This window comes from Azospirillum sp. TSH20, assembly GCF_003115935.1.
GTDB lineage: Bacteria > Pseudomonadota > Alphaproteobacteria > Azospirillales > Azospirillaceae > Azospirillum.
The window spans coordinates 1-20,613 of sequence record NZ_LGQU01000042.1 but is presented as its reverse complement, the minus strand read 5'-3'; the positions used below and the strand labels follow the sequence as shown (position 1 = coordinate 20,613).

Below are 20,613 nucleotides of genomic sequence, written 5' to 3'. Positions count from 1 at the left end.
GGAGTACCGCAGACGGTTTTGGGCGGCGGCTTTGTGTTTGACCGAGCGACCTTCGCTTGTCCAGAGGCGCCCGGCGCCATCCCGACCGATAGCCGAACGGCGGCAAAACGGCCGATAGGTGATGCTGATCTGCAACAGCCGTGCGGCAAAGATCACGCCATTGACGGACGGACAGGTTGACGGAACACATCCGCACACGGAATTATTTCGCCACCAGAGGCCCGACGGACGGAGCCTCTCTTTCTCAGGAGCAGATCATGCCGACCTTGTGGACGGCGATGCAGAGCCGCTGGCTCGATTCCGGGGCATCCTCCGGACCGGGCCGATTGTGCGACCACCTGCGGCGCGACATCGGACTGGCGGACGGGGAGGCGACGGATGGAGAAGAGCCTCCGCTCGGCCGCCCTCTTCCGCCTTTTCACATCCGCGATCGGAACCTATCGGACGCGCGGACATTTTTGACCTTGCAACCGTATCGCTGAGCAGCGATACCGGATCCGCCGGCCTCTCACGCCGGCATCACTCAACCCCTGGAGAGTATCGATGAAAGCCATCGTAACCACCGCCTGGACTCGCCGATCGGGCGATCCGGCCATCACCGCCGCCAAGTGGGCCGCCCATATGGCCGCCAACCATGCCCAGCCGGCCCGCCTTCTTCCCGCACCCTTCGAACGTGAATTCCGGATATCGAGAGGATCCCATGTGTGTCTTTCTGGGTTTTTGCGGTCACCGTCTCTTCGTTGAACACGCCCGCTGGGCATCGCCGGCCGGGTCCTTCGACCTGCGGCGTGAGAACGGGGAAGTCATCCTATGGCTTGGACGCCTGAACATCATCTACACACCGGCCCGTTGGGGACCACCCTCCCGCGCTGCATAGCGCGCGGCGCCGCGGAGACCTGCTGAATGCCGGCCCGCGTTCGTCATGACGAGGTCCTTACCGTCGTCCAGGTGCTTGAGGCGTTCCGCAAGCTCGACCCCGATCTGCCCATCCAGTATGCGCTGAGTTTCATGACCATCGCGCAGAGCGAAGGCATCTCCATCGGCGAACTGGCGGAACGCCTGGGCATCGCCCAATCCTCCGCGTCGCGCAACGTTGCGGCGCTCAGCCGCTGGCACAGCTTCGGCAAGGCCGGCCTCGATCTGGTGCAGGCGCAGGAAGACCCGCGCGAACGTCGCCGCAAGATCGTCACCCTGACCGACAAGGGCCGTGAGTTCCTGGACGCGCTGCGCGCCATCGTGAACCCGCCCGAGCAGCGCCGCGCCGCCAAGACAGCCTGATTTTCGCAGCCCTGATTTTTGTAGCTAAGCGATCCCGTTCAGCGCCGTGCGCAGCATTCCCACCAGTGTGCGCACCGCCAACTCCTGCCGCTCCAGTGCCAGACCGCCGAACCGCCGTAATTCCTTGGCCCGTTCGGGCAGCGGCGGCATGTGGAAGAAGCCGTAGGGGATATCCAGGTCGGCGCTCTCGATGATGTGGCGCGCCCGGTAGAACAGATGGTTGCCGAGGAAGCCGCCGGAGAAGTCGCCGAAGGTCACCGGCAGCCCGGCCATCGACATTTCCCGCATCACCCGCGGCACCGGCAGGGTGCTGCCATAGGCGGTCGGCCCGTCGGGGACGATGTCGGCGTGTTCCCGCACTGTGCCGGCGGCATCGGGCAGCGGGCTTTCGTCGCGGTTCCAGGCCAGACGTTCCAGCCGGATGTAATCGCTCGACTCGAGGCAGGCGAAGCCGAGCGCCGCCAGCGGCTGGTGTTCCGCCAGCAGCTCGGCGAAGGCGTCGCCGCAGACGTCATAGAGACGGGGCAGGGTGGCGGTGACGACCCCCGGCTCCCCCGCCAGCCGGTCCATCAGCAGAGCGGTCGGATCGGCCGCCCAGGAATGGTCTGAATCAGGGGCCGGCTCGCCGTCCGGGAGGGTCCCGAACGGCGCGAAGCCGGTGAGCAGGATGGGAGCCGTCACGGGCAAGGCATCCTTACAGTCACATCCTTACGGCCGCAGCAGGCCGATGATGTCCTTCACGTCGTTCAGGTTCTTCTCCGCGATGGCGGAGGCGCGCTCGCCGCCCTTCTTCAGCAGCCGGTCGATCTCCGCCTTGTCGGCCAGCAGCTCCTTCATGCGGGTGGTGATCGGCGCCAGCTTGTCCACCGACAAATCGACCAGCGACTTCTTGAAGTCGGAGAACTGGGCACCGGCGAACTGCGCCAGCACCTGCTCGCGCGACTGGCTGGCCAGCGCGCCATAGATGGTGACGAGGTTGTCGGCCTCGGGGCGGGCTTCCAGCTCGGTCACCGTCTCCGGCAGGGGTTCCGGGTCGGTCTTGGCCTTGCGGATCTTCTGCGCGATGGTGTCGGCATCGTCGGTCATGTTGATGCGCGAATATTCGGACTCGTCCGACTTCGACATCTTCTTCTTGCCGTCGCGCAGGCTCATCACCCGCGTCGCCTCGCCCAGGATCTGCGGCTCGGGCAGCGGGAAGAATTCGGTCTCATAGCGGCGGTTGAAGGCGCCGGCAATGTCGCGCGCCAGTTCCAGATGCTGCTTCTGGTCCTCGCCCACCGGCACATGGGTGGCCTTGTAGAGCAGGATGTCGGCGGCCATCAGGGTGGGGTAGGCGTACAGGCCGAGGTTGGCCATGTCCTTCTGCTTGCCGGCCTTTTCCTTGAACTGGGTCATGCGGTTCAGCCAGCCCAGCGGCGTGTGGCAGGACAGGATCCAGCCCAGCTCGGCATGGCCCGACACGACCGACTGGTTGAACAGGATGTTCTTGTCCGGGTCGATGCCGGCGGCGATGTAGGCCGCGGCGACCTCGCGGATGTTGTTGCGCAGAACTTCCGGGTCCTGGTCGATGGTCAGCGCGTGCAGGTCGACGACGCAGAAGATGCACTCGTAGCTGTTCTGCAGATCCACCCAGTTGCGCAGCGCCCCCAGATAGTTGCCGAGGTGAAGCTGCCGGGTCGGCTGCATGCCGGAGAAAATGCGGTTCACGGGTGGTCTCGCTCGAAAACTCTGGGAGGCGGCAGTTATCGCCCCCCGAAGTCCGCCGGTCAAGGCACGGCGCGCTCATGACGGCTGTCCGCGCGGATCGTCGCGGGTGAGTTGTCCTGGCTGTATTGAATGCGCTTGTATGCTACCGCCGCGTTCGTGTGGTTGGGAGGGGGCGGACCCGCCGCCCCCGCCACACAAGAAGGTGATGAAGGATGAAAGAGATCCTTACCCTTCTGGTCCTTGTTCTGGAGATCATCAAGCGTCTGCTTGACCTCTACCAGGGCTAAGGCTGGACCAGGGAGCGGCGGGGTAGCAGCCCGTCGCTCCCACGGTTCAAGATAAGTCCGGAGCCGATTGCCCGCAAGGGTATGCGGGCTTCAGCTTCCCGAAAAAATTGCACAAGCCCTCGTCGCGTTCCCGCGGGCCTTATCCTCCCCTCCCCGCGCGCCGGCGCTCGATGGCGTCCCACAGCAGGGCTTCGATCTGCACGCCGTCCAGGCGGTTGATCTCCTGGATGCCGGTGGGGGAGGTGACGTTGATTTCGGTCATGTAGTCGCCGATCACGTCGATGCCGACGAAGACCAGACCCTTCTCGCGCAGGACCGGGCCGATGGCGGCGCACATCTCGCGCTCGCGCGCCGTCAGTTCGGTCTTTTGGGCGCTGCCGCCGGCATGGAAGTTGGCGCGGGCCTCGCCCTCCAGCGGCATGCGGCTGACCGCACCCACCGGCTCGCCGTCGACCAGGATGATGCGCTTGTCGCCCTGGCGGATTTCCGGAAGGTACTTCTGCACGATGACCGGCTCGCGGTAGAGCTGGGTGAACAGCTCCAGCAGCGAACCCAGGTTCTCGTCGTCGGGCTTCAGGTGGAAGACGCCGGCGCCGCCGTTGCCGAACAGCGGCTTGACGATGATGTCCTTATGCTCCGCCCGGAAGTCGAGGATGGCCTGCTTGTCGCTGGTGATCAGCGTCGGCGGCATCAGGTCGGGAAACTTGGTGATGAACAGCTTTTCGGGCGCATTGCGCACCTCGGCCGGATCGTTGACCACCAGAACCTTGGGCTGCACATGCTCCAGCAGATGGGTGGAGGTGATGTAGGCCATGTCGAAGGGCGGGTCCTGCCGCAGCAGGATGACGTCCATCGTCGACAGATCGGTCATCACCGGCTCGCCCAGCGTATAATGGGCGCCGCGCTGGCGCACCACCGTCATCTCGCGCACGCGGGCGGTCAGGCGGTTGCCGGTCAGGATCAGGTCGCGCGGATGGTAGTGGTACAGGCGATGGCCGCGCTTCTGCGCCTCCAGCGCCATCATGAAGCTGGAATCGGTGTCGATGTTGATCGACTCGATAGGGTCCATCTGGAAGGCGACGGCGAGGCTCATGACGGGTCTCCGGACCTCTGCAACGGGGGTCAGTTCAGGCGGTTCTTCAACTGCTGGATCAACGAGGCGGTCTGGTGGCGGTGATGGTCGTCGCCGGTCAGCGCCATGAAGGTCTCCAGCGCGGTGATGGCGTCCTTCAGGTTGCCGGCATGGGCCTCCAGAAGGCCGGTCTCGCGCCACAGCGACGGCTCGTGCGGGGCGAACAGGCGCATCGCCTCCAGCACCTCCAGTGCCTTCGGCACCTCGTGCGCCGACAGGTGGCGCAGCTTGATGTTGTTCTGCAGCCGCAGAAGCACGTCGCGGTTCGACACCGGCTGGTAATGGCCGGGCTCCAGCTCGGCGGCGCTGCCGGCGGTGGCCTTCAGCAGGTCGCGCAGGTCGACGACGCTGCGGGTCTGCCCCTCGTTGAAGGGGTCAAGAATAGCGCGGGCGCCGTCCTTCTCGATGCGGACCAGGAAATGGCCGGGGAAGTTCAGCCCGACCATCGGCCAGCCCTGCGACCGCGCCGCATGCATATAGAGGATGCCGAGCGCCACCGGCAGGCCGCGCCGGCGGTCGATCACCCGCAGCAGGTTGGCGTTCTGCAGGTCGTCGTAGGTGTCGTGGTCGCCGGAATAGCCGTGGCGCCCGCCGATCACCGCATGCAGGTGCGCGATGCGCGTCTCCAGCCTGTCGTCGGCCGGATCCTGCGCCGCGACACGGGCGGCCAGATCCTCGACGATGGCGCGGATATGGGCGCGGTAGGGGGCGAGGTCGGCGTTCGGCAGTTCAAGCGCGCCCAGCGCCAGGGCGGCTTCGGCCAGATCGATCTCGTCGTCCGGCTGGTCGCCGATGCGGCGCAGGATTTCGCGGGCTTCCGCGCGGTTGCTCAAGACTGTCGCCCTCTCATGTCGCCCCTCACAGTCTCCAGGCATCGACCAGATGACGGGGCCAGGCCCAAGGGGTAACCAGCATCACGTCGAAGCGCAAGACATAGCCGGCATAGCGCGGGTTGGCGCCCAGGAAGGCATGGGCGGCGCGGGCCAGCCGGCCGCGCTGGCGGGCGTTCAGCGCTTCGTTGGCGGTATCCCAGTCGCCACGCGCCTTCACTTCGACGATGGCGATGGTTTGGCCGCGCTTGGCGACGATGTCGATCTCGCCCATCGGCGTGCGCAGGCGGCTGGCCAGGATGCGGTAGCCGCGCAGCCGCAGCGACAGGCGGCACAGCGCCTCCGCCCGGCGGCCCAGGCTTTCGGCCCGCAGGCGCCGCGCATCCAGGTCGGTCATTTCGTCTTCTCCTCCCGCTGCAGCTCCAGCGCGCGGGCATAGACGGTGCGCTTGTGCTGGCCGGTGCGGGCGGCGACGTCGGCGGCGGCGTCGCGCACCGACAGGTGGGTCAGCGCCTCGCGCAGCAGGGCGTCGACGTCGGCTTCGCCGGGCGTCGCCTCCTCTCCCGGCGGGCCGATGACCAGCACGACCTCGCCGCGCGGCGGGCCGGCCTCGGCATAATGGGCGGCGAGGTCCGGCAAGGTGCCGCGCCGCACCTCCTCGTACAGCTTGGTCAGCTCGCGGGCGACGGCGGCCTCGCGCGGGCCCAGGATGTCGGCGAGGTCGGCCAGCGACTCCGGCAGGCGCTGCGGCGATTCGAAGAAGACCAGCGTGGCGGGCACGCCCTTCAACTCGCCTGCGGTGGCGCGCCGCGCGCTGCTCTTGTTCGGCAGGAAACCGGCGAACAGGAAACGGTCGGTCGGCAGGCCGGACAGCACCAGCGCCACCAGCGGGGCCGAGGCGCCGGGCAGGGTGGTCACCGCCACCCCCTCCGCCACGCACTCCCGCACCAGCTTGTAGCCGGGGTCGGAGACCAGCGGCGTGCCGGCGTCGGTGACCAGCGCAATGGCCTCGCCCTTTTTCATGCGTTCGATCAGGACCGGACGCATCTTTGCGGCGTTGTGTTCGTGGTAGGAGACGAAGGGGGTGTGGATGCCGTGGATGCCCATCAGCTTGGCGGTGACGCGCGTGTCCTCGCAGGCGATGGCGTCGGCCCGCTTCAGCGTGTCGAGCGCGCGCAGCGTGATGTCCGCGGCGTTTCCGATGGGGGTAGCGACGACATGGAGTCCGCCCGCGAGTTTACTTGGCGCGGCGAGGGGGCTACCTTGAGCGCCACTTTCGGCCGGCTCGTTGGGGGGCATGCCTTGGGCCTCGCCTTCGGTATCGGCGGCCGTTTCAGCAGATGTGGAGATGATTGGTGGCACGCTTGGCAACAGCTTTCTCACAGGGTCTGAAACGTCACGGCGTGGCAGCCTTGCTGGTCGCCGGCCTGTTGTCGGCCTGTTCGACTGTAAGCGCGCCGCCGCGGGTGGCACAAGCGCCGCAACCGGTTCCGGCCCCGGAGGCTCCCCTGCCGGAGACGCAAGGCCCGGTCAAGGTCGCGGTCCTGGTGCCGCTCAGCGGGCAGAGCGCCGCCATCGGTCAGTCCATGCTGGATGCCGCCCAGATGGCGCTGTTCGACATGGCCGGCGACCGGCTGCAGCTGTTGCCGCGCGACACCAAGGGCACGCCGAACGGCGCCGCCGACGCGGCACGCCAGGCGCTGGCCGAGGGCGCCCGCCTGATCATCGGTCCGCTGTTCGCCGCCGACGTCGCCGCGGTGCGGCCGATTGCGCAGAATGCCGGCGTCGACGTGCTGGCCTTCACCAACGACGCCACCCAGGCCGGCAACGGCACCTATGTGATGGGCTTCGTCCCGGCCGATCAGGTCAGCCGCGTCGCCGGCTATGCCCGCTCGCGCGGGGCGACGCGCTTCACCGTGCTGGCGCCGCGCTCGCCCTACGGCGACGCGGTGGTCAACGCCATGCAGGCCATCGCGCCGCGGCTCGGCGCCATGACCACGCAGGTGGAGCGCTATGACCCGGCGGTCACCGACCTGTCGGTCCCGGCCAAGCAGGTCGCGCAGGAGACCCCGCAGCCGCAGGCGGTGATGCTGGCCGAAGGCGGACAGCGCGCCCAGGGCATCGCCCAGGCGCTGGCCGCCAACGGCGTGCAGCCGCAGCAGGTCAAGCTGCTGGGCACCGGGCTGTGGGACGACAGTTCGCAGGGGGCGCTGGGGCAGGAGCCGGCGCTGGTCGGCGCGCTCTACGCCGCCCCGGCACCGCAGACCCGCGCCCGCTTCGAGTCGCAGTTCGAGCAGGTCTATGGCCGCAAGCCGCCGCGCATCGCCACGCTGGCCTATGACGCGACCTCGATCGCCGCGGTGCTGACCCGCACCGGCGGCCCAGTTCCCTTCGACCGCATAGCGATGACCAACCCCAACGGCTTCGAGGGTCTGGACGGCCTGTTCCGCCTGCGCGCCGACGGCATGGTCGAACGCGGGCTGGCGGTGATGGAGATCACCCCGACCGGTGCCCGCGTCGTCGATCCGGCACCGCCCAGCTTCGAGATGCTGGGGCAGTGACGGATATGAAAAGGCCCTCTCCCAAGCCGGGAGAGGGCCTTTTCACTGCTATCCTTACTTACGCCCGCGCCCGCAGATAAGGGGTCAGGCGCCATTCGGCGAACTTGATCAGGCGGGTGGCGACGAAATTCAGCACCAGATAGATCGCTCCGGCGACGATGAACAGCTCGAAGACCGCGAAGGTCTGGGCGATCATGCGGCGGGCGATGCCGGTGACCTCCATCAGCGTGATGGTGCTGGCGAGCGAGGTCGCCTTGACCATCAGGATCACTTCGTTGCCATAGGCCGGCAGCATCTGGCGGATCGCCACCGGCAGCACGATGCGGCGGAAGGCCAGCGCCCGCGACATGCCGCAGGCGCGCGCCGCCTCGACCTGTCCCTGCGGCACCGACAGGATGGCGCCACGCAGCACCTCGCTGGTGTAGGCGCCGGTGTTCAGCGTCAGCGCCAGGATGGCGCACCAGTAGGGCTCGCGCAGGAAGGGCCACAGGAAGCTGTCGCGGATGAACTCGAACTGGCCCAGCCCGTAATAGACCAGGAAGATCTGCACCAGCAGCGGCGTGCCGCGGAAGACGAAGACATAGGCCGCAGCCAGCTTTTCCACCACGCGGTTGCCAGACAGCCGCAGAAGCGCGACGGCGAAGGCGACCAGCGCCCCCAGCGCCAGCGAACCCAGGATCAGCTGCAGCGTCAGCGACAGGCCGCCGAGCATGCGGGGCAGGCTGTCCCACATCAGTTGCCAGTTCATGGCCTCAGGCCCTCCGGACGCCGCGATTGGCGGAGATTTCGGCGCGGTTGAACAGCGCCGTCGAAATGGTGGTCAGCAGCAGATAGAGCACGGCGGCGGTGCTGTAGAACAGGAAGGGCTGGCGCGTGGCGCCCGCCGCCAGATGGGTGATGCGCATCAGCTCGGCCAAGGCCGTCACCGACACCAGCGCCGTGTCCTTCAGCGTCAGCTGCCAGACATTGCCAAGGCCGGGCAGGGCGAAGCGCAGGGTCTGCGGCACCAGCACCCGGCGCAGGATCAGCCAGCGGCTCATCCCGCAGGCGCGCGCCGCCTCGATCTGACCGAAGGGAACCGACTGCACCGCGCCGCGGATCACCTCGGTCGAATAGGCACCGGAGATCAGCCCGACCGCCAGCACGCCGATGGTGAAGGCGTTCAGGTCGACCCGGCCGTCATAGCCGAAGGCGGCGGCAATGGAGGTCGCGACCCCGCTGCCGCCGAAGAACAGCAGATAGATCACCAGCAGTTCGGGGATGCCGCGGACGATGGTGGTGTAGAAGTCGGCCAGGACGTTCAGCGCCAGGGAGTGGCTGAGCTTGGCCGAGGCGCCGAGCGATCCGACGACGATGCCGAAGGCGAAGGCCGACACGGCGACCGCGACGGTCATCGCGGTGCCCATCAGAAGCTGTCCGCCCCAGCCGTTGGGACCGAAGGAAAGGAGTTCCAGCATTGGCACGCCCGGTAAGGCCCGCCGGGCGCGGCGCGGACGGCCGGCCGTACGGGGTTCAGCGAACGGAGATCACGGAACGACTGGCGCCCGGTTGCCGTGAAGGCCGCCGGGCGCCGTTCCGATCAGACAGGAGAGCCGAAGGCCCGCCTTATTTGGTCCCCTTATTTGGTGGGGGAGATGTCGTAGCCGAAATGCTGGGTGCTCAGCTTCTTGACGGTGCCGTCCTTCAGCGCCTCGGCGATCGCCTTGTCGAACATCGCCTTCAGGTCGGCGGTGTCCTTGCGCAGGCCGACGCCCATGCCCTCGCCGATCACGCCGCCGATGAAGTTCGGGCCGACGATGATCATCTTGTCCGGCGTGGCCTTCACCACCGCCTCGACCACCGAACGGTCGCCCAGCATGGCGTCGACGCGGCCGGAGCTGAGATCGATGCCGGCATTGTCGATCTTGTCGTAGGTGCGCATGGTCACCTTCGGCAGATGCTTGTCCATGAAGTCGGCCTGGATGGTCGACACCTGGACGCCGACGGACTTGCCCTTCAGGGCATCGGCCAGCTTCTCCAGCACCGGCTTGGCCTTGCCCTGGTCGTTCAGGTCGACGCGGTCGGCGCCGAGCGCCAGCGACTTGGCCAGCGGCGAGTTGGCCATCACGGCGAACACCGACGGCTCGGTGCCGTAGGGAACCGAGAAGTCGATGACCTTCTTGCGCTCGTCGGTGATGGTCATCGCCGACATGATGGCGTCATACTTGCCCTGCTGCAGGGCCGGGATGATGCCGTCCCAATCCTGGGCGACGAACTCGCAGGTGACCTTCATGCGCTTGCACAGGTCGTTGCCGAGATCGACCTCGAAGCCGGTCAGCTTCCCCGAGGTGTCGGTGGCGTTCCACGGAGGATAGGCGCCCTCGCTGGCGATGCGGACCGTCTTCCATTCCTTGGCGTTGGCGGCGCCTGCCGCGGCCACAGCCATCATGGCGCCGAGCGCCAGGGCCGAAACGATCTTCTTCAACGAACACACTCCTCTGTTCGGTTCGCCCGTTCTCTCGCCCCTGCCGGGGCCGGGCTGTTTCTGACGGTCCGGTCCTGCCCTCTGCCTCGTCCCCTCACGCCGCGCCGGACAGATGGCGCGAGAGGAACTGCCGCACCCGGTCCGAGTCGGGGTCGGTCAGCACCTTGTCGGGTGACCCCTCCTCCTCGATCCGCCCCTGGTGCAGGAAAACCACCTTGGACGCCACTTCGCGGGCGAAGCCCATCTCGTGCGTCACCAGGATCATCGTGTTGCCTTCATCCGCCAGTTGGCGGATGACGCGCAGAACCTCGCCGACCAACTCGGGATCGAGCGCCGAGGTCGGCTCGTCGAACAGCATGACCTTGGGCTGCATGGCGAGCGCGCGGGCGATGGCGGCGCGCTGCTGCTGGCCGCCCGACAGCTGGACCGGATAGGCGTCGGCCTTCGCCAGGATGCCGACCTTGTCCAGCAGCATGCGGGCGCGGTCGATGGCCTCCGCCTTCGGCACGCCCAGCACATGCACCGGCGCCTCGATCACGTTCTGCAGGATGGTCATGTGGGTCCAGAGGTTGAAGCTCTGGAACACCATGCCGAGGCTGGTGCGGATGCGCTCCACCTGACGGGTGTCGGCGGGGACGCTGGCGCCGCCGCGCGTCTTCTTCAGCGCGATGGCCTCGCCGCCGATGACGACCCGCCCGTCGTCCGGGATCTCCAGCATGTTGATGCAGCGCAGCAACGTGCTCTTGCCCGAGCCCGACGAGCCGATCAGCGTGATGACGTCGCCCTCGCGGGCGGTCAGCGAGACGCCCTTCAGCACCTCCAGCTCGCCGAACCGCTTGTGCAGATCCTCCACGACGACGGCGGCGGGAGCGGACTCGCTGACTGGCGGGTGACGGTGCATGCGCGAAAAACCGGCTGGTTCGGGTGGCGAGGGACAGCTGCGCCGACGCGGCGGGCCGAGGCGGCCGGCCAAGGCATCGGTATGACCATTGCGGCACAGGCTAGACCGGGGCATGCACGTTTCGCAACGCAGATTTCACATCAAATGCACGTTAAGCCGCTTGTGTCCGGAAACAGTGCGTTACCACAACAAAAGTACCAGAATCTGCGGCCCCAGGATACGCAGGCACATCGCCAGCGGATAGACGGTGGCGTAGGCCAGTGCCGGAGCCTCCGACGCGACCAGCGCGTTGGCGTAGGCCAACCCCGGCGGGTTGGTCTGCGACCCGGCCAGCACGCCGCAGATGGTCAGGAAATTCAGCTTCATCAGCCCGCGCGCGACCAGCCCGGTCAGCAGCAGCGGCACCAGCGTCACCAGCACGCCCCACATCATCCAGGGCCAGCCGGCGCCGCTCGCCAGCGTGGCGACGAAGCGGTCGCCCGACGCGATGCCCAGCACGGCCAGGAACAGGATGATGCCGATCTCGCGCAGCGCCAGGTTGGCGGCCGGCGGCATGAACCACACCAGCGGCCCGACATGGCCGACGCGGCCCAGGATCAGCGCGACGATCAGCGGCCCGCCGGCAAGACCGAGGCGCAGCGGCGCCGGCATGCCCGGCAGGAAGATCGGGATGGCGCCCAGCGCCGCGCCCAGCGCGATGCCCAGGAACATCGGGATCATCTCCACCTGCTGCAGCTTGCGGGCGGAGTTGCCGAAGACCCGGCCGACGGCGGCGAGGCTGTCCGGCCGGCCGATCACCGTCAGGATGTCGCCGAACTGCAGCTTCAGCGCCGGGGTCGGCACCAGCTCCACGCCCGACCGGTTGACGCGGCTGACCACCACGTCATGGGCGTCCTGGAGGTTCAGGGCAGCGATCGACTTGCCCAGCACCGCGTTGTTGGTGACGACGATGCGCTCCCATTTCAGGTCGGTGCCCTTGGTGGTCAGCGGCCGGTCGAACTCCTGCCCCAGCAGGGTCCGCACCTGCTCCAGCTTCGGCCGCGGCCCGACCACATGCAGCACGTCGCCCAGCTTCAGGCAGGTGTTGTTGTGGGGGACGCAAAGCGTGCCGTCGCGCAACAGGCGGGAGGCGACCACCCCATGGTCGCACAGCGCGTCGACGGACCCGAGCGGCCGGCCCTCAAGCTCCGGGTTGCGTACGGTCAGATCCATGGTCTCCAGCGTCGACACCTCGGCACGGCGACACTCCTCGAAGCGGGCGGCCTCGGCCTCGGGGTCGATGCGGAACAGGATGCGGACGGCGGCCATCGCCAGCAGGTTGCCGGCGATGCCGAAGGGGTAGGTGACGGCGAAGGCAAGGCCGGGCAGGGCCATCACCGCCGCATCGGCCCCGACCTCCGTCAGCACCTGCTGGGTGGCGGCCAGCGCCGGGGCGTTGGTCACCGCGCCGGAAAACACGCCGAGCGAGGAGCCCAGCGACAGCGCACCCGACGACACCAGCGCCGCGGTCAGCAGGATGCTGGACCCCACCATCAGCAGGGCCAGCCCGTTCAGCGCCAGCCCGCTGCGGCGGAGCGCGGCGAAGAAGCCGGGGCCGACCTGGATGCCGATGGTGTAGACGAACAGGATCAGGCCGAAATCGCGGATGAAGTCCATCATCTCCGGGTTGAAGGCGATGCCCGCCTGCTTGGCGATATGGCCGCCGGCGATGCCGGAGAACAGAACGCCGCCGATGCCGAGCCCGACCCCGCGGATCTTGATATGGCCGAGCGCCACGCCCGCCGCCGACACGAGACCGAGCATGAGCACCACCCGCGCGATCGGCGGCATGGCCTGGAGAATGTCTGCGAAAGCCGACATGGAGCAACTCGCTTCCTGAACACATTTGGGCAAACCGCCGCCGCGTTCGGTGGGATCCCCGATGACTGCGGCACTTCCCCTTCGATTGGGGACGACGGCGCGACGATGCGGCAGGACTGCGGGCAAAGCGTTGATTCAGAACAAGTGCACGGCCTTTAGCCGTGACAATCCCGGCATCCGGCGCTGCGGCGAACGCATGGAAGTGCAGCGCTGCGAGCCATGCGGCCCGTCATCGGGCGGCGTCCGATTCCTCGAACTCCATCCAAATTTTGCCATTTTCTTCCCCTAGACCTTATCTCAAGCAACCGGCCCCGCAGGTCGCGCAGCGGCGTCCCCCTAGCGCCACCGCAGCGACGAATGGAAGCCGTTCCACAAGGTATCGACCGGCCGGACCCGGCCGGACGCAAGGCCATCGCGAGAACCCCCTCGCGGTGGCCTTTTCTTTTGGGCGGGTTGTTTCGGGCGAGGTGGCGGCGGGAGGGTGCGACAGCATTCTTGCTCAGGCTTTCCCGTTCCCTTGTGCTATAGCAGCGCCTCCCTCAACCGGAAGCGCGACCCGTTCCCATGCCCGTCTTTGCCGGATCAGAGCTGACCTGCCTGCGTGGCGACCGTCTGGTCTTCACCGGGCTGGAGTTCCGCATCGCCCCCGGCGGTGCGCTGGTGCTGCTCGGTCCCAACGGCAGCGGCAAGTCCAGCCTGCTGCGGGTGATGGCCGGGCTGCTGAAGCCGCTGCGCGGGACGTTGGACTGGGACGGGGTGCCGGTTTCCGAGGATCCCGACGGCCACCGGTCGCGGGTGCAGTATGTCGGCCATCTCGACGCGGTGAAGCCGGTGCTGACCGCGGCGGAGAATCTCGCCTTCTGGGCGGCGCTGGCCGGTGCCGCCGACCCGGCCGCCAACGCGCGGGCCGCGCTCGACCGGCTGGGAGTGCCGCACATCGCCGGGGTGCCGGGCCGCTATCTGTCGGCCGGTCAGAAGCGCCGGCTGAACCTCGCCCGGCTGCTGGCGGCACCGGCGACGCTGTGGCTGCTGGACGAGCCGACCGTGGCGCTCGACCGCGCCGCCATCGCCCTGTTCGAGGGGCTGATCGCCGAACACCGCGCCCAGGGCGGCATGGTCGTGCTGTCCACCCACACCGACATCGCCACCCCCGGCGGCGAGGAGCTGCATCTGGACGAGTTCGCCCCCTACGCCGACGATGAAGAGGCCGGCGACGAAGACCATGAGGAAGAGGGGGCCGCGCCATGAGCCGTTTTCTGCGCCTTGTTGCGCGCGACCTGCGGCTGGCCCTGCGCCAGGGGTCCGACGCCACCATCGCCGTCATGTTCTTCGTGCTGTGCGTGGTGCTGTTCCCCTTCGGGGTCGGGCCGGAGCCGAACATCCTCGCCCGCATCGCCGCCGGCGTGATCTGGGTGGCGGCGCTGCTCGCCTCGCTGCTGTCGCTGGAGCGGCTGTTCCAAACCGATTACGAGGACGGGTCGCTGGAGCTGCTCTCGCTCTCTCCTCTGCCTCTGGAGGCCGCGGTGCTGGCGAAGACGCTGGCCCATTGGCTGGTCACCGGCGTGCCGCTGATCGTCGCCGCACCGCTGCTGGCCGTTCTGCTGAACATGGATGCGCAAGGGTTCGGCGTTCTGGTGCTGACGCTGACCCTGGGCACGCCGATCCTCAGCCTGATCGGCGCCATCGGGGCGGCGCTGACGCTGGGAGCGCGGCGCGGCGGCGTGCTGCTGTCGCTGCTGATCCTGCCGCTCTACATTCCCGTGCTGATCTTCGGCGCCGGCGCCATCGACGCTGCCATCAACGGGCTGACCCCGCGCCCGCACCTGCTGCTTCTCGCCGGCATCCTCGCCGCCGCCCTGCCGCTCGCCCCTTGGGCCGGGGCCGCGGCCCTACGGCAGGCAGTGGAGTAGGGGGCAACCGCGCCCTTACGACTTCGTCGCCTTTTCCGGCAGCAGCTTCTCGATCGCCTCGCGCACCTTGTCCGACTCGGGGTCTGTCATGGTGGAGAACCAGGACACCAGCTTGCCGTCCGGCCCGATCAGATATTTGTGGAAGTTCCAGCGCGGCTTGGCGAGGAAGCCCAGTTCGTCGGCCGCCCAGCGGTAGAAGGGATGGGCGCTGTCGCCCGACACCACCGTCTTGTCGGTCAGCGGGAAGTCGATGCGGTAGTTGACCTCGCAGAAATCCTTGATCTGGGTGGCGTTCCCCGGCTCCTGGCCGCCGAAATCGTCGGACGGTACGCCGATCACCACCAGCCCGCGGTCACGGTATTGTTGCCACAGCGCCTCCAGCCCCTTGTATTGCGGGGTGAATCCGCATTGCGAGGCGGTGTTGACCACCAGGACCGCCTTGCCCTTGAACTGCGACAGCGGCAGCGGCTTGCCGTCGATGCCCTGGAAGGTGAAGTCGTAGGCGTTGCTTGTGGCGGCGTTGCTTGTGGCGGTGCTGCTCGCGGCCATGGTGCTGGCGGCTCCCATCACGGAAAAGACCGCCGCCATGGCGACGGTGCGAAGTCGGGTTCGGACGGTCATCGGTAGGGCTCGGCGGTTGGAGGGCTTTGCATCCTTACGTCTACGATGCCCGATACGAGGTCCGGCGCCTATCGGATCATGATGGGACAGGCCGGTCGCCGGTCGCATCGGGCCTACCCCTTTCGGACGGGTAGCCACGGCGCCCGTGAATCGACAGTTGATAGGTAAGGATGCACGGCGATTGATCGTCGCCATCCTTGCAACCGTCCTTGTCCACCGATCAGCGCCCGAAAAATGTCCCACCCGGTTGAGCCTCAGCCTGAGCATAAAAATCTATCCCATCGAAATGGGTATGCGGACGCCAGCCCGGCTGCCGCCGCTCCCGTCGCCGATGCAAGCCCATTTCAGGAGAACAGGCCGATGAACGCCGGAGCCGTCATGCAGGACACCCAGTCGCCCCGGACGGCCGTGCGCCGGGTGGCCCGTGCCGCTGCCAAAGCCGTGGTGGCTGTCACGGCGGTGCTGGCTTTCGGCGCCGCCTTGTCGACGCCGTCGCTCGCCGACCCAGGCGAGCATGGCCGCGGCCACGCCTGGGGCCACCACAAGAAGAAGCACCATCACGACGACGGCCCGGTCGTCATCTATGGCGCGCCGCCGCCGGTGGTCGTGGTTCCGGCCCCGCCGCCCCCGCCGCGCGTCGTCTATGCGCCTTCCTACGCGCCGCCGCCGGCGGTCATCTATGCCCCGCCGCCCCCTCAACCGGGCGTCAGCGTCCAGATGAACATTCCGCTCCGTTAACGATCCAAGTTTTCCAAGCGCTCCGGCTGTCGGTCTTACCCGGCGGCCGGAGCATTTTGCGTTTCGGCACCGCTGTCACGGGCTGTGACCATCCTGTGCCCTTGTCGCGCGTCCCGCCCCGTGTCAAGGCCTGCTCCCTGCAGGCCCTTTGCCCGCCGTCCGCATCGCATCCGTTGAAAAGCCTGGATCGTCAGTCCTTTCGTGACAGGACCCGCCTGCACCGGTAGGATCGCGCGGCCTGTCGCGAAGGCGGTAGGCCGTTCGGGTGATTCACGGAAACTCAACCGATGTCCGGCCATCTGTCGGCTGGGAGCATCTTGCGGCCCGTGGTCGGTATCGGGGAGGGAAAGACCGAATGTTCGTGATGATCGGCTTCGGCATCGTGATCTTCAGCGTGTTCGGTGGCTACATCCTCGGCGGTGGCCACATGGGCGTGCTGTGGATGCCGTTCGAGTTCATGATCATCCTGGGCTCCGGCGCCGGTGCCTTTTTCATCGCAAATCCAAAATCTGTGGTGACCCACACCGGCAAGGAGCTGGGTCACCTGTTCAAAGGACCAAAATACAAGAAAGAGGACTTCCTGGAGGTCCTCACCATGATGTATCAGGTCTTCAAGATCGCGAAAACCAAGGGCCTGCTGGCGCTCGAACAGCATATCGAGAAACCGGAAGACTCACCGCTCTTCCAGCAATTCCCAAAATTCTATGGCGACCATCATGCCATCGCCTTCCTCTGTACCTATCTCCGTCTGATGTCGCTTGGTGCGGACAATCCGCACGAGCTGGTCGACCTGATGGACGAGGACATCGAGACGATGCACCACGAACACCAGCGCATCGCCGACGCCATCCAGGCGGTGGCCGACGCGGTGCCGGCGCTGGGCATCGTGGCGGCGGTGCTGGGCGTGATTCACACCATGGGCTCGATCACCGAGCCGCCGGAAGTGCTGGGCAAGCTGATCGGCGGCGCGCTCGTCGGCACCTTCACCGGCATTCTGGTCGCCTACGGCTTCCTCGCCCCCATCGCCAGCGGCCTGAAGAACATCTATCACGCGGAAGGCAAATATTATCAGGCGATGAAGACCGGACTGATCGCCCATCTCTCCGGCTACGCGCCCGCCATTTCGGTGGAATACGCCCGCAACGTGCTGGAACCGGAATACCGTCCGACCTTCGCCCAGGTGGAAGAGGCGACCTCCGCCCTGCCGCCGGCCTAATCCGTTGTCCTGATCGACGGAGGGGCCCGATGCCGGACATCGACATCGCCTGGAACGAGGGAACGGTCGGCGAGTGGGACGCCCTGTTCGCCCGCGTTCCGCGCTCCACCCTGCTGCAGAGCTTCGCCTATGGCCGCGCCATGGGCCGCACCTATGGCCATGTCCCGCGCCTTGGCGTGATCCGCCGCGACGGCGAGCCGATCGGCCTCGTCCAGACGCTGGACCGCCGCATGCTGAAGGTCTTCCACGACCGCCAATGCTACCGCGGCCCGCTTTGGCTCGACGGCACGATCCCCGATGCCGCCACGCTGGAAGCGGTGTTCCGCCTGCTGCGCCGCGCCTGTCCGCGGTCGCCGCTCAGCCGCGCCAGCCTGTTGCCGGAACTTCCCGCCGGGCCGGAGACGGAGGCGCTGCTCGCCCGCTGCGGCTTCCGCAAGATCGGACCGGGCTACCAGACGGTCTGGTTCGACCTGACCCGCAACGAGGAGGCGATGCGCGCCGGCTTCGCCCGCGACTGGCGGCAGCGCTTGCGCGGGGCGGAGAAGGCCGGCCTCGTCCTCGACACCGATTGGAAGGCCGACAATCTGCCCTGGCTGATGAAGCAGGAGCACGACCAGGCGCTGGAGAAGGGCTTTCGTGCCATGACCGGGCCGCTGGCCGTCCGCCTGCGCAACGCCATGGTCAAGGGCGGTGGCCGCAATGACGGTGTGGTGATGGTGACGGCGCTCGACGGCCGCGCCCCGGTCGCTTGCGGCCTGTTCTTCCGCCATGGTGTCTGCGCCACCAGTCAGATCAGTTGGGCCAACGAGTCGGGCCGCAAGAGCGGCGCCATGCGGCTGGTGCTGTGGAAGGCCATGCAGGAGCTGAAGCAGCATGGCGTCCGCGCGCTCGATCTCGGCGGCATCAATCCCGACACAGCCCCCGGCGTCACCGAGTTCAAGCTCGGCACCGGCGGGGAGGCGGTGGAGACGGTCGGCCAATACCGCTGATGCGCTTTGCCTGATGATGGCCGGGACGGTTCCGGCTATCCTTACCTGCGTGCCGACTAGACACGCCCTTACCGCACGGGATGTCCGCCATGTCAGACCTCGAACCCCTGAAGCCCGGCGAAGCCGATGTCGCCATCGAACGCGCCATGCAGCAGCGGCCGAAGGCGATGATCATCCGCGACAAGCTGCAGAAGATGCTGGAGGACGAGAACACCGCCCGCCAGTTCGTCGGCGCCATCCGCAACATGATGAACAAGGAATAGGGACACCGGCGGCCTCCGCCGCCGGATTGCTTACCAGCCGGTCAGCAGCTGTTCGCCTTGTTGCAGCCCTTTTCCTCCACCGACGCCGGTGACGGAGTGCGCGCCAGCTGCAGGCCGCTGCGGCTGTCATCGAACATCTTCTCGATCGACCGCCGGGCCTGCTGGAAGGCCTGAAGCTCCCGCCCCTCCAGCTTCTCGCCGGTCGGCAGGTCGACGGAGCGCGGGTTCACCTGATGGCCCGTCTTCAACACCTCGTAATGCAGGTGCGGCCCGGTCGACCGTCCGGTGGTGCCGACATAGCCGATGATATCGCCCTGATCGACCCGCCCGCCGCGGCGGATCGACTTGGCGAAGCGGCTCATATGGGCATAGGCGGTGGAGATCTCGGTGTTGTGGCGGATGCGGACATAGTTGCCGTAGGAGCTGCTGCGTTCCGCGATCTCGATGGTGCCGCGGCCGGCCGCATAGATCGGCGTCCCGGTCGGCGCGGCGAAGTCCACGCCCTTGTGCATCTTGCTGAAGCCCAGGATCGGATGGTGGCGCATGCCGAAGCCGGAGGTGATGCGGGCGCCGTCGATGGGCGTGCGCAGCAGGGCGCGGCGGATGCTTTCGCCGTCGCCATTGTAATAGTCGATCCGCCCGTCGCGGGTCTTGAAGCGGTAGATCGGCATGGCGTCGCCGCTCAGCGTCAGCGAGGCATACAGCAGCTCGCCTTCGCCGGCCTCCTTGCCCTCCGTCGTGACCAGCTTCTCATACAGAATCTCGAAACGGTCGCCCGGCTGCAGGTCGCGCTGGAAATCGACGTCGTAGGAGAAGTTCTGGATGAACGCCATCATGACCGAGATCGGCACCCCGGCCTGGGCCCCCGCCTCGAACAGGCTGGAGCGGATGACGCCCTGGGCCGCCACCGGCTTGCGCGTGACCGGTTTCTCGATCTGGCTGGAGGTGAAGCCGGCATCGCCCTTGCGCGCGATCGACACCGACCGCAGCGGATCCGGCGCGAATTCGAACCCGACGAACTTGCGGGCACCGCCGCGACGCGGTTCGAACAGGACCGTCACATGCTGGCCGACCTGGAGACGACGTGGGTTATAGACCTCGCGCAATGCGGCCACCGCATCGTGGGCATCGTTGGCCGGCACATTGGCGGTGGACAGCAGATCCATCAGCGTATCGCCGCGGCCGATGGACAGGGTGTGGCGGTCGACCGGTCCGATGGCGCGTTCACTGTCCCCGGCATCGTCCTTGGCCTCGGAGTTGCTCTCCGCGCCCATGTTTGGCTTCACCGCCGGCTTGAAAGCATGGGGAACCCGGCCATTCGGCGCATCCGCGTTGCGCGCGACAACAGTCGCAGGCGTCAACGCACCGGCCGAGATGATGGCAAGCAAGGCGAGCGTGGGAAGGCGGGAGAGCCTCGAACGCACCGTCGTCCTCCTCCTGTAACCCCAGGGCCGCCCAGCGGGCTGTCGGCGATGGCCGTCACCAAAGGTGTTAAGCCTATAGATCGGACGATGCTGGACCGGTCCGACCCTGTCAACCGACACAAGACCGCAGGGGTGAACTCTGGGTGAACCCTATGGGAACACTATGGATTGGCGCGCTCGGACGGTCGCCGGCCACGCCGCGGTTGGTGGGTCGTTCCCTTACACTGAATCCGGTGCAGGCTCCGGTGAAAAACGAACCGTCAGGAATTTTTCATCGAAGCGCAAAAAAGCGCTTGCGTGGTTTGGGTGAGGGCGCCTATAACCCGCTCCACCGACGGCGGGGAGCTGATTGAGGCGCGGCGCTGGCGGCAGAAACGGATAAAGAAAACAGCAACTTAGCTGTTTAATCTTCCGGCTTCGACCGAAATTCTC

Annotated in this window: 22 protein-coding genes; 8 read left to right on the top strand and 14 right to left on the bottom strand. The window is 67.2% G+C overall.

All coding sequences use genetic code 11. From position 1 onward, the window contains the following. Positions 1–903: 903 nt before the first annotated feature. Positions 904–1,278 carry a MarR family transcriptional regulator gene (locus TSH20_RS11515; protein ID WP_109074864.1) on the top strand — a complete coding sequence of 125 codons (375 nt, stop codon included), beginning with the start codon at positions 904–906 and terminating at the stop codon, positions 1,276–1,278. 24 nt (positions 1,279–1,302) lie between these two features. On the opposite strand, the gene TSH20_RS11510 is transcribed toward TSH20_RS11515, so the two are convergent. The 6 genes from TSH20_RS11510 to rsmI form a co-directional block, all read right to left on the bottom strand. Beyond that, on the bottom strand, positions 1,303–1,959 hold the full coding sequence (locus TSH20_RS11510) for a pyrrolidone-carboxylate peptidase (RefSeq protein WP_109074863.1): 657 nt from the start codon (positions 1,957–1,959) through the stop codon (positions 1,303–1,305). A gap of 27 nt (positions 1,960–1,986) precedes the next feature. Next, positions 1,987–2,985, bottom strand: a complete 999-nt coding sequence (gene trpS, locus TSH20_RS11505) for a tryptophan--tRNA ligase (RefSeq protein WP_109074862.1) — start codon at positions 2,983–2,985, stop codon at positions 1,987–1,989. Between the two features lie 426 nt (positions 2,986–3,411). After that, the gene (gene gshB / locus TSH20_RS11500; RefSeq protein WP_109074861.1) at positions 3,412–4,365 is read right to left on the bottom strand and encodes a glutathione synthase; all 954 of its coding nucleotides are present in this window, start codon (positions 4,363–4,365) and stop codon (positions 3,412–3,414) included. Positions 4,366–4,394: 29 nt separating this feature from the next. Continuing rightward, positions 4,395–5,237 carry a transglutaminase-like domain-containing protein gene (locus TSH20_RS11495; protein WP_109074860.1) on the bottom strand — a complete coding sequence of 281 codons (843 nt, stop codon included), beginning with the start codon at positions 5,235–5,237 and terminating at the stop codon, positions 4,395–4,397. A 25-nt stretch (positions 5,238–5,262) separates the two neighbouring features. Then, on the bottom strand, positions 5,263–5,631 hold the full coding sequence (locus tag TSH20_RS11490; RefSeq protein WP_109074859.1) for a YraN family protein: 369 nt from the start codon (positions 5,629–5,631) through the stop codon (positions 5,263–5,265). Continuing rightward, a complete protein-coding gene (rsmI, locus tag TSH20_RS11485; RefSeq protein ID WP_247871308.1) occupies positions 5,628–6,533 on the bottom strand; it encodes a 16S rRNA (cytidine(1402)-2'-O)-methyltransferase in 906 nt (301 codons plus the stop codon). Before rsmI ends, TSH20_RS11490 begins: the two co-directional genes overlap by 4 nt. Positions 6,534–6,637: 104 nt before the next feature. Here rsmI and TSH20_RS11480 point away from each other — a divergent pair, with 104 nt between their 5' ends. Then, the gene (locus tag TSH20_RS11480; RefSeq protein ID WP_109074858.1) at positions 6,638–7,795 is read left to right on the top strand and encodes a penicillin-binding protein activator; all 1,158 of its coding nucleotides are present in this window, start codon (positions 6,638–6,640) and stop codon (positions 7,793–7,795) included. A gap of 58 nt (positions 7,796–7,853) precedes the next feature. Here the strand turns inward: TSH20_RS11480 and TSH20_RS11475 are convergent, their stop codons facing one another. The 5 genes from TSH20_RS11475 to TSH20_RS11455 all read right to left on the bottom strand — a co-directional run bounded on the left by TSH20_RS11475 (position 7,854) and on the right by TSH20_RS11455 (position 13,020). Further along, positions 7,854–8,543: an ABC transporter permease gene (locus TSH20_RS11475; protein WP_109074857.1), complete on the bottom strand. Its 690-nt coding sequence runs from the start codon at positions 8,541–8,543 to the stop codon at positions 7,854–7,856. A gap of 4 nt (positions 8,544–8,547) precedes the next feature. Then, positions 8,548–9,252 (bottom strand): ABC transporter permease, encoded by a 705-nt coding sequence (locus TSH20_RS11470; protein WP_109074856.1) that lies wholly within the window; start codon positions 9,250–9,252, stop codon positions 8,548–8,550. 161 nt (positions 9,253–9,413) lie between these two features. Continuing rightward, on the bottom strand, positions 9,414–10,268 hold the full coding sequence (locus tag TSH20_RS11465) for a lysine/arginine/ornithine ABC transporter substrate-binding protein (protein ID WP_247871307.1): 855 nt from the start codon (positions 10,266–10,268) through the stop codon (positions 9,414–9,416). A gap of 85 nt (positions 10,269–10,353) precedes the next feature. Next, entirely contained in the window at positions 10,354–11,160 is an 807-nt protein-coding gene (locus tag TSH20_RS11460; protein WP_109074854.1) for an ATP-binding cassette domain-containing protein, read from the bottom strand. A gap of 180 nt (positions 11,161–11,340) precedes the next feature. Beyond that, positions 11,341–13,020, bottom strand: coding sequence for a putative transporter (locus TSH20_RS11455; protein WP_247871306.1), 1,680 nt, complete (start codon positions 13,018–13,020; stop codon positions 11,341–11,343). Positions 13,021–13,584: 564 nt separating this feature from the next. Between TSH20_RS11455 and ccmA the strand changes: the two genes are divergently transcribed. Then, entirely contained in the window at positions 13,585–14,268 is a 684-nt protein-coding gene (gene ccmA / locus TSH20_RS11450; RefSeq protein WP_109074853.1) for a heme ABC exporter ATP-binding protein CcmA, read from the top strand. Then, positions 14,265–14,930 carry a heme exporter protein CcmB gene (ccmB, locus tag TSH20_RS11445; RefSeq protein WP_098740972.1) on the top strand — a complete coding sequence of 222 codons (666 nt, stop codon included), beginning with the start codon at positions 14,265–14,267 and terminating at the stop codon, positions 14,928–14,930. The genes ccmA and ccmB overlap by 4 nt, the downstream gene beginning before the upstream one ends. Positions 14,931–14,945: 15 nt before the next feature. On the opposite strand, the gene TSH20_RS11440 is transcribed toward ccmB, so the two are convergent. Then, positions 14,946–15,551 carry a glutathione peroxidase gene (locus TSH20_RS11440; protein WP_109074852.1) on the bottom strand — a complete coding sequence of 202 codons (606 nt, stop codon included), beginning with the start codon at positions 15,549–15,551 and terminating at the stop codon, positions 14,946–14,948. Positions 15,552–15,911: 360 nt separating this feature from the next. Here TSH20_RS11440 and TSH20_RS11435 point away from each other — a divergent pair, with 360 nt between their 5' ends. The 4 genes from TSH20_RS11435 (at position 15,912) to TSH20_RS34935 (ending at position 18,757) form a co-directional block, all read left to right on the top strand. Next, positions 15,912–16,289: a hypothetical protein gene (locus tag TSH20_RS11435; RefSeq protein WP_199231962.1), complete on the top strand. Its 378-nt coding sequence runs from the start codon at positions 15,912–15,914 to the stop codon at positions 16,287–16,289. Positions 16,290–16,644: 355 nt separating this feature from the next. After that, positions 16,645–17,505, top strand: a complete 861-nt coding sequence (gene motA / locus TSH20_RS11430; protein ID WP_109074851.1) for a flagellar motor stator protein MotA — start codon at positions 16,645–16,647, stop codon at positions 17,503–17,505. A 29-nt stretch (positions 17,506–17,534) separates the two neighbouring features. Then, a complete protein-coding gene (locus TSH20_RS11425; protein WP_109074850.1) occupies positions 17,535–18,494 on the top strand; it encodes a GNAT family N-acetyltransferase in 960 nt (319 codons plus the stop codon). An 89-nt stretch (positions 18,495–18,583) separates the two neighbouring features. Then, on the top strand, positions 18,584–18,757 hold the full coding sequence (locus TSH20_RS34935) for a hypothetical protein (protein ID WP_158281987.1): 174 nt from the start codon (positions 18,584–18,586) through the stop codon (positions 18,755–18,757). Between the two features lie 41 nt (positions 18,758–18,798). Here the strand turns inward: TSH20_RS34935 and TSH20_RS11420 are convergent, their stop codons facing one another. Together TSH20_RS11420 and TSH20_RS35450 are read right to left on the bottom strand one after the other, a co-directional pair. Beyond that, positions 18,799–20,031, bottom strand: a complete 1,233-nt coding sequence (locus TSH20_RS11420; RefSeq protein WP_247871305.1) for a peptidoglycan DD-metalloendopeptidase family protein — start codon at positions 20,029–20,031, stop codon at positions 18,799–18,801. A gap of 369 nt (positions 20,032–20,400) precedes the next feature. After that, a partial coding sequence (locus TSH20_RS35450; RefSeq protein ID WP_211100357.1) for a hypothetical protein occupies positions 20,401–20,613 on the bottom strand: 213 nt, incomplete at its 5' end.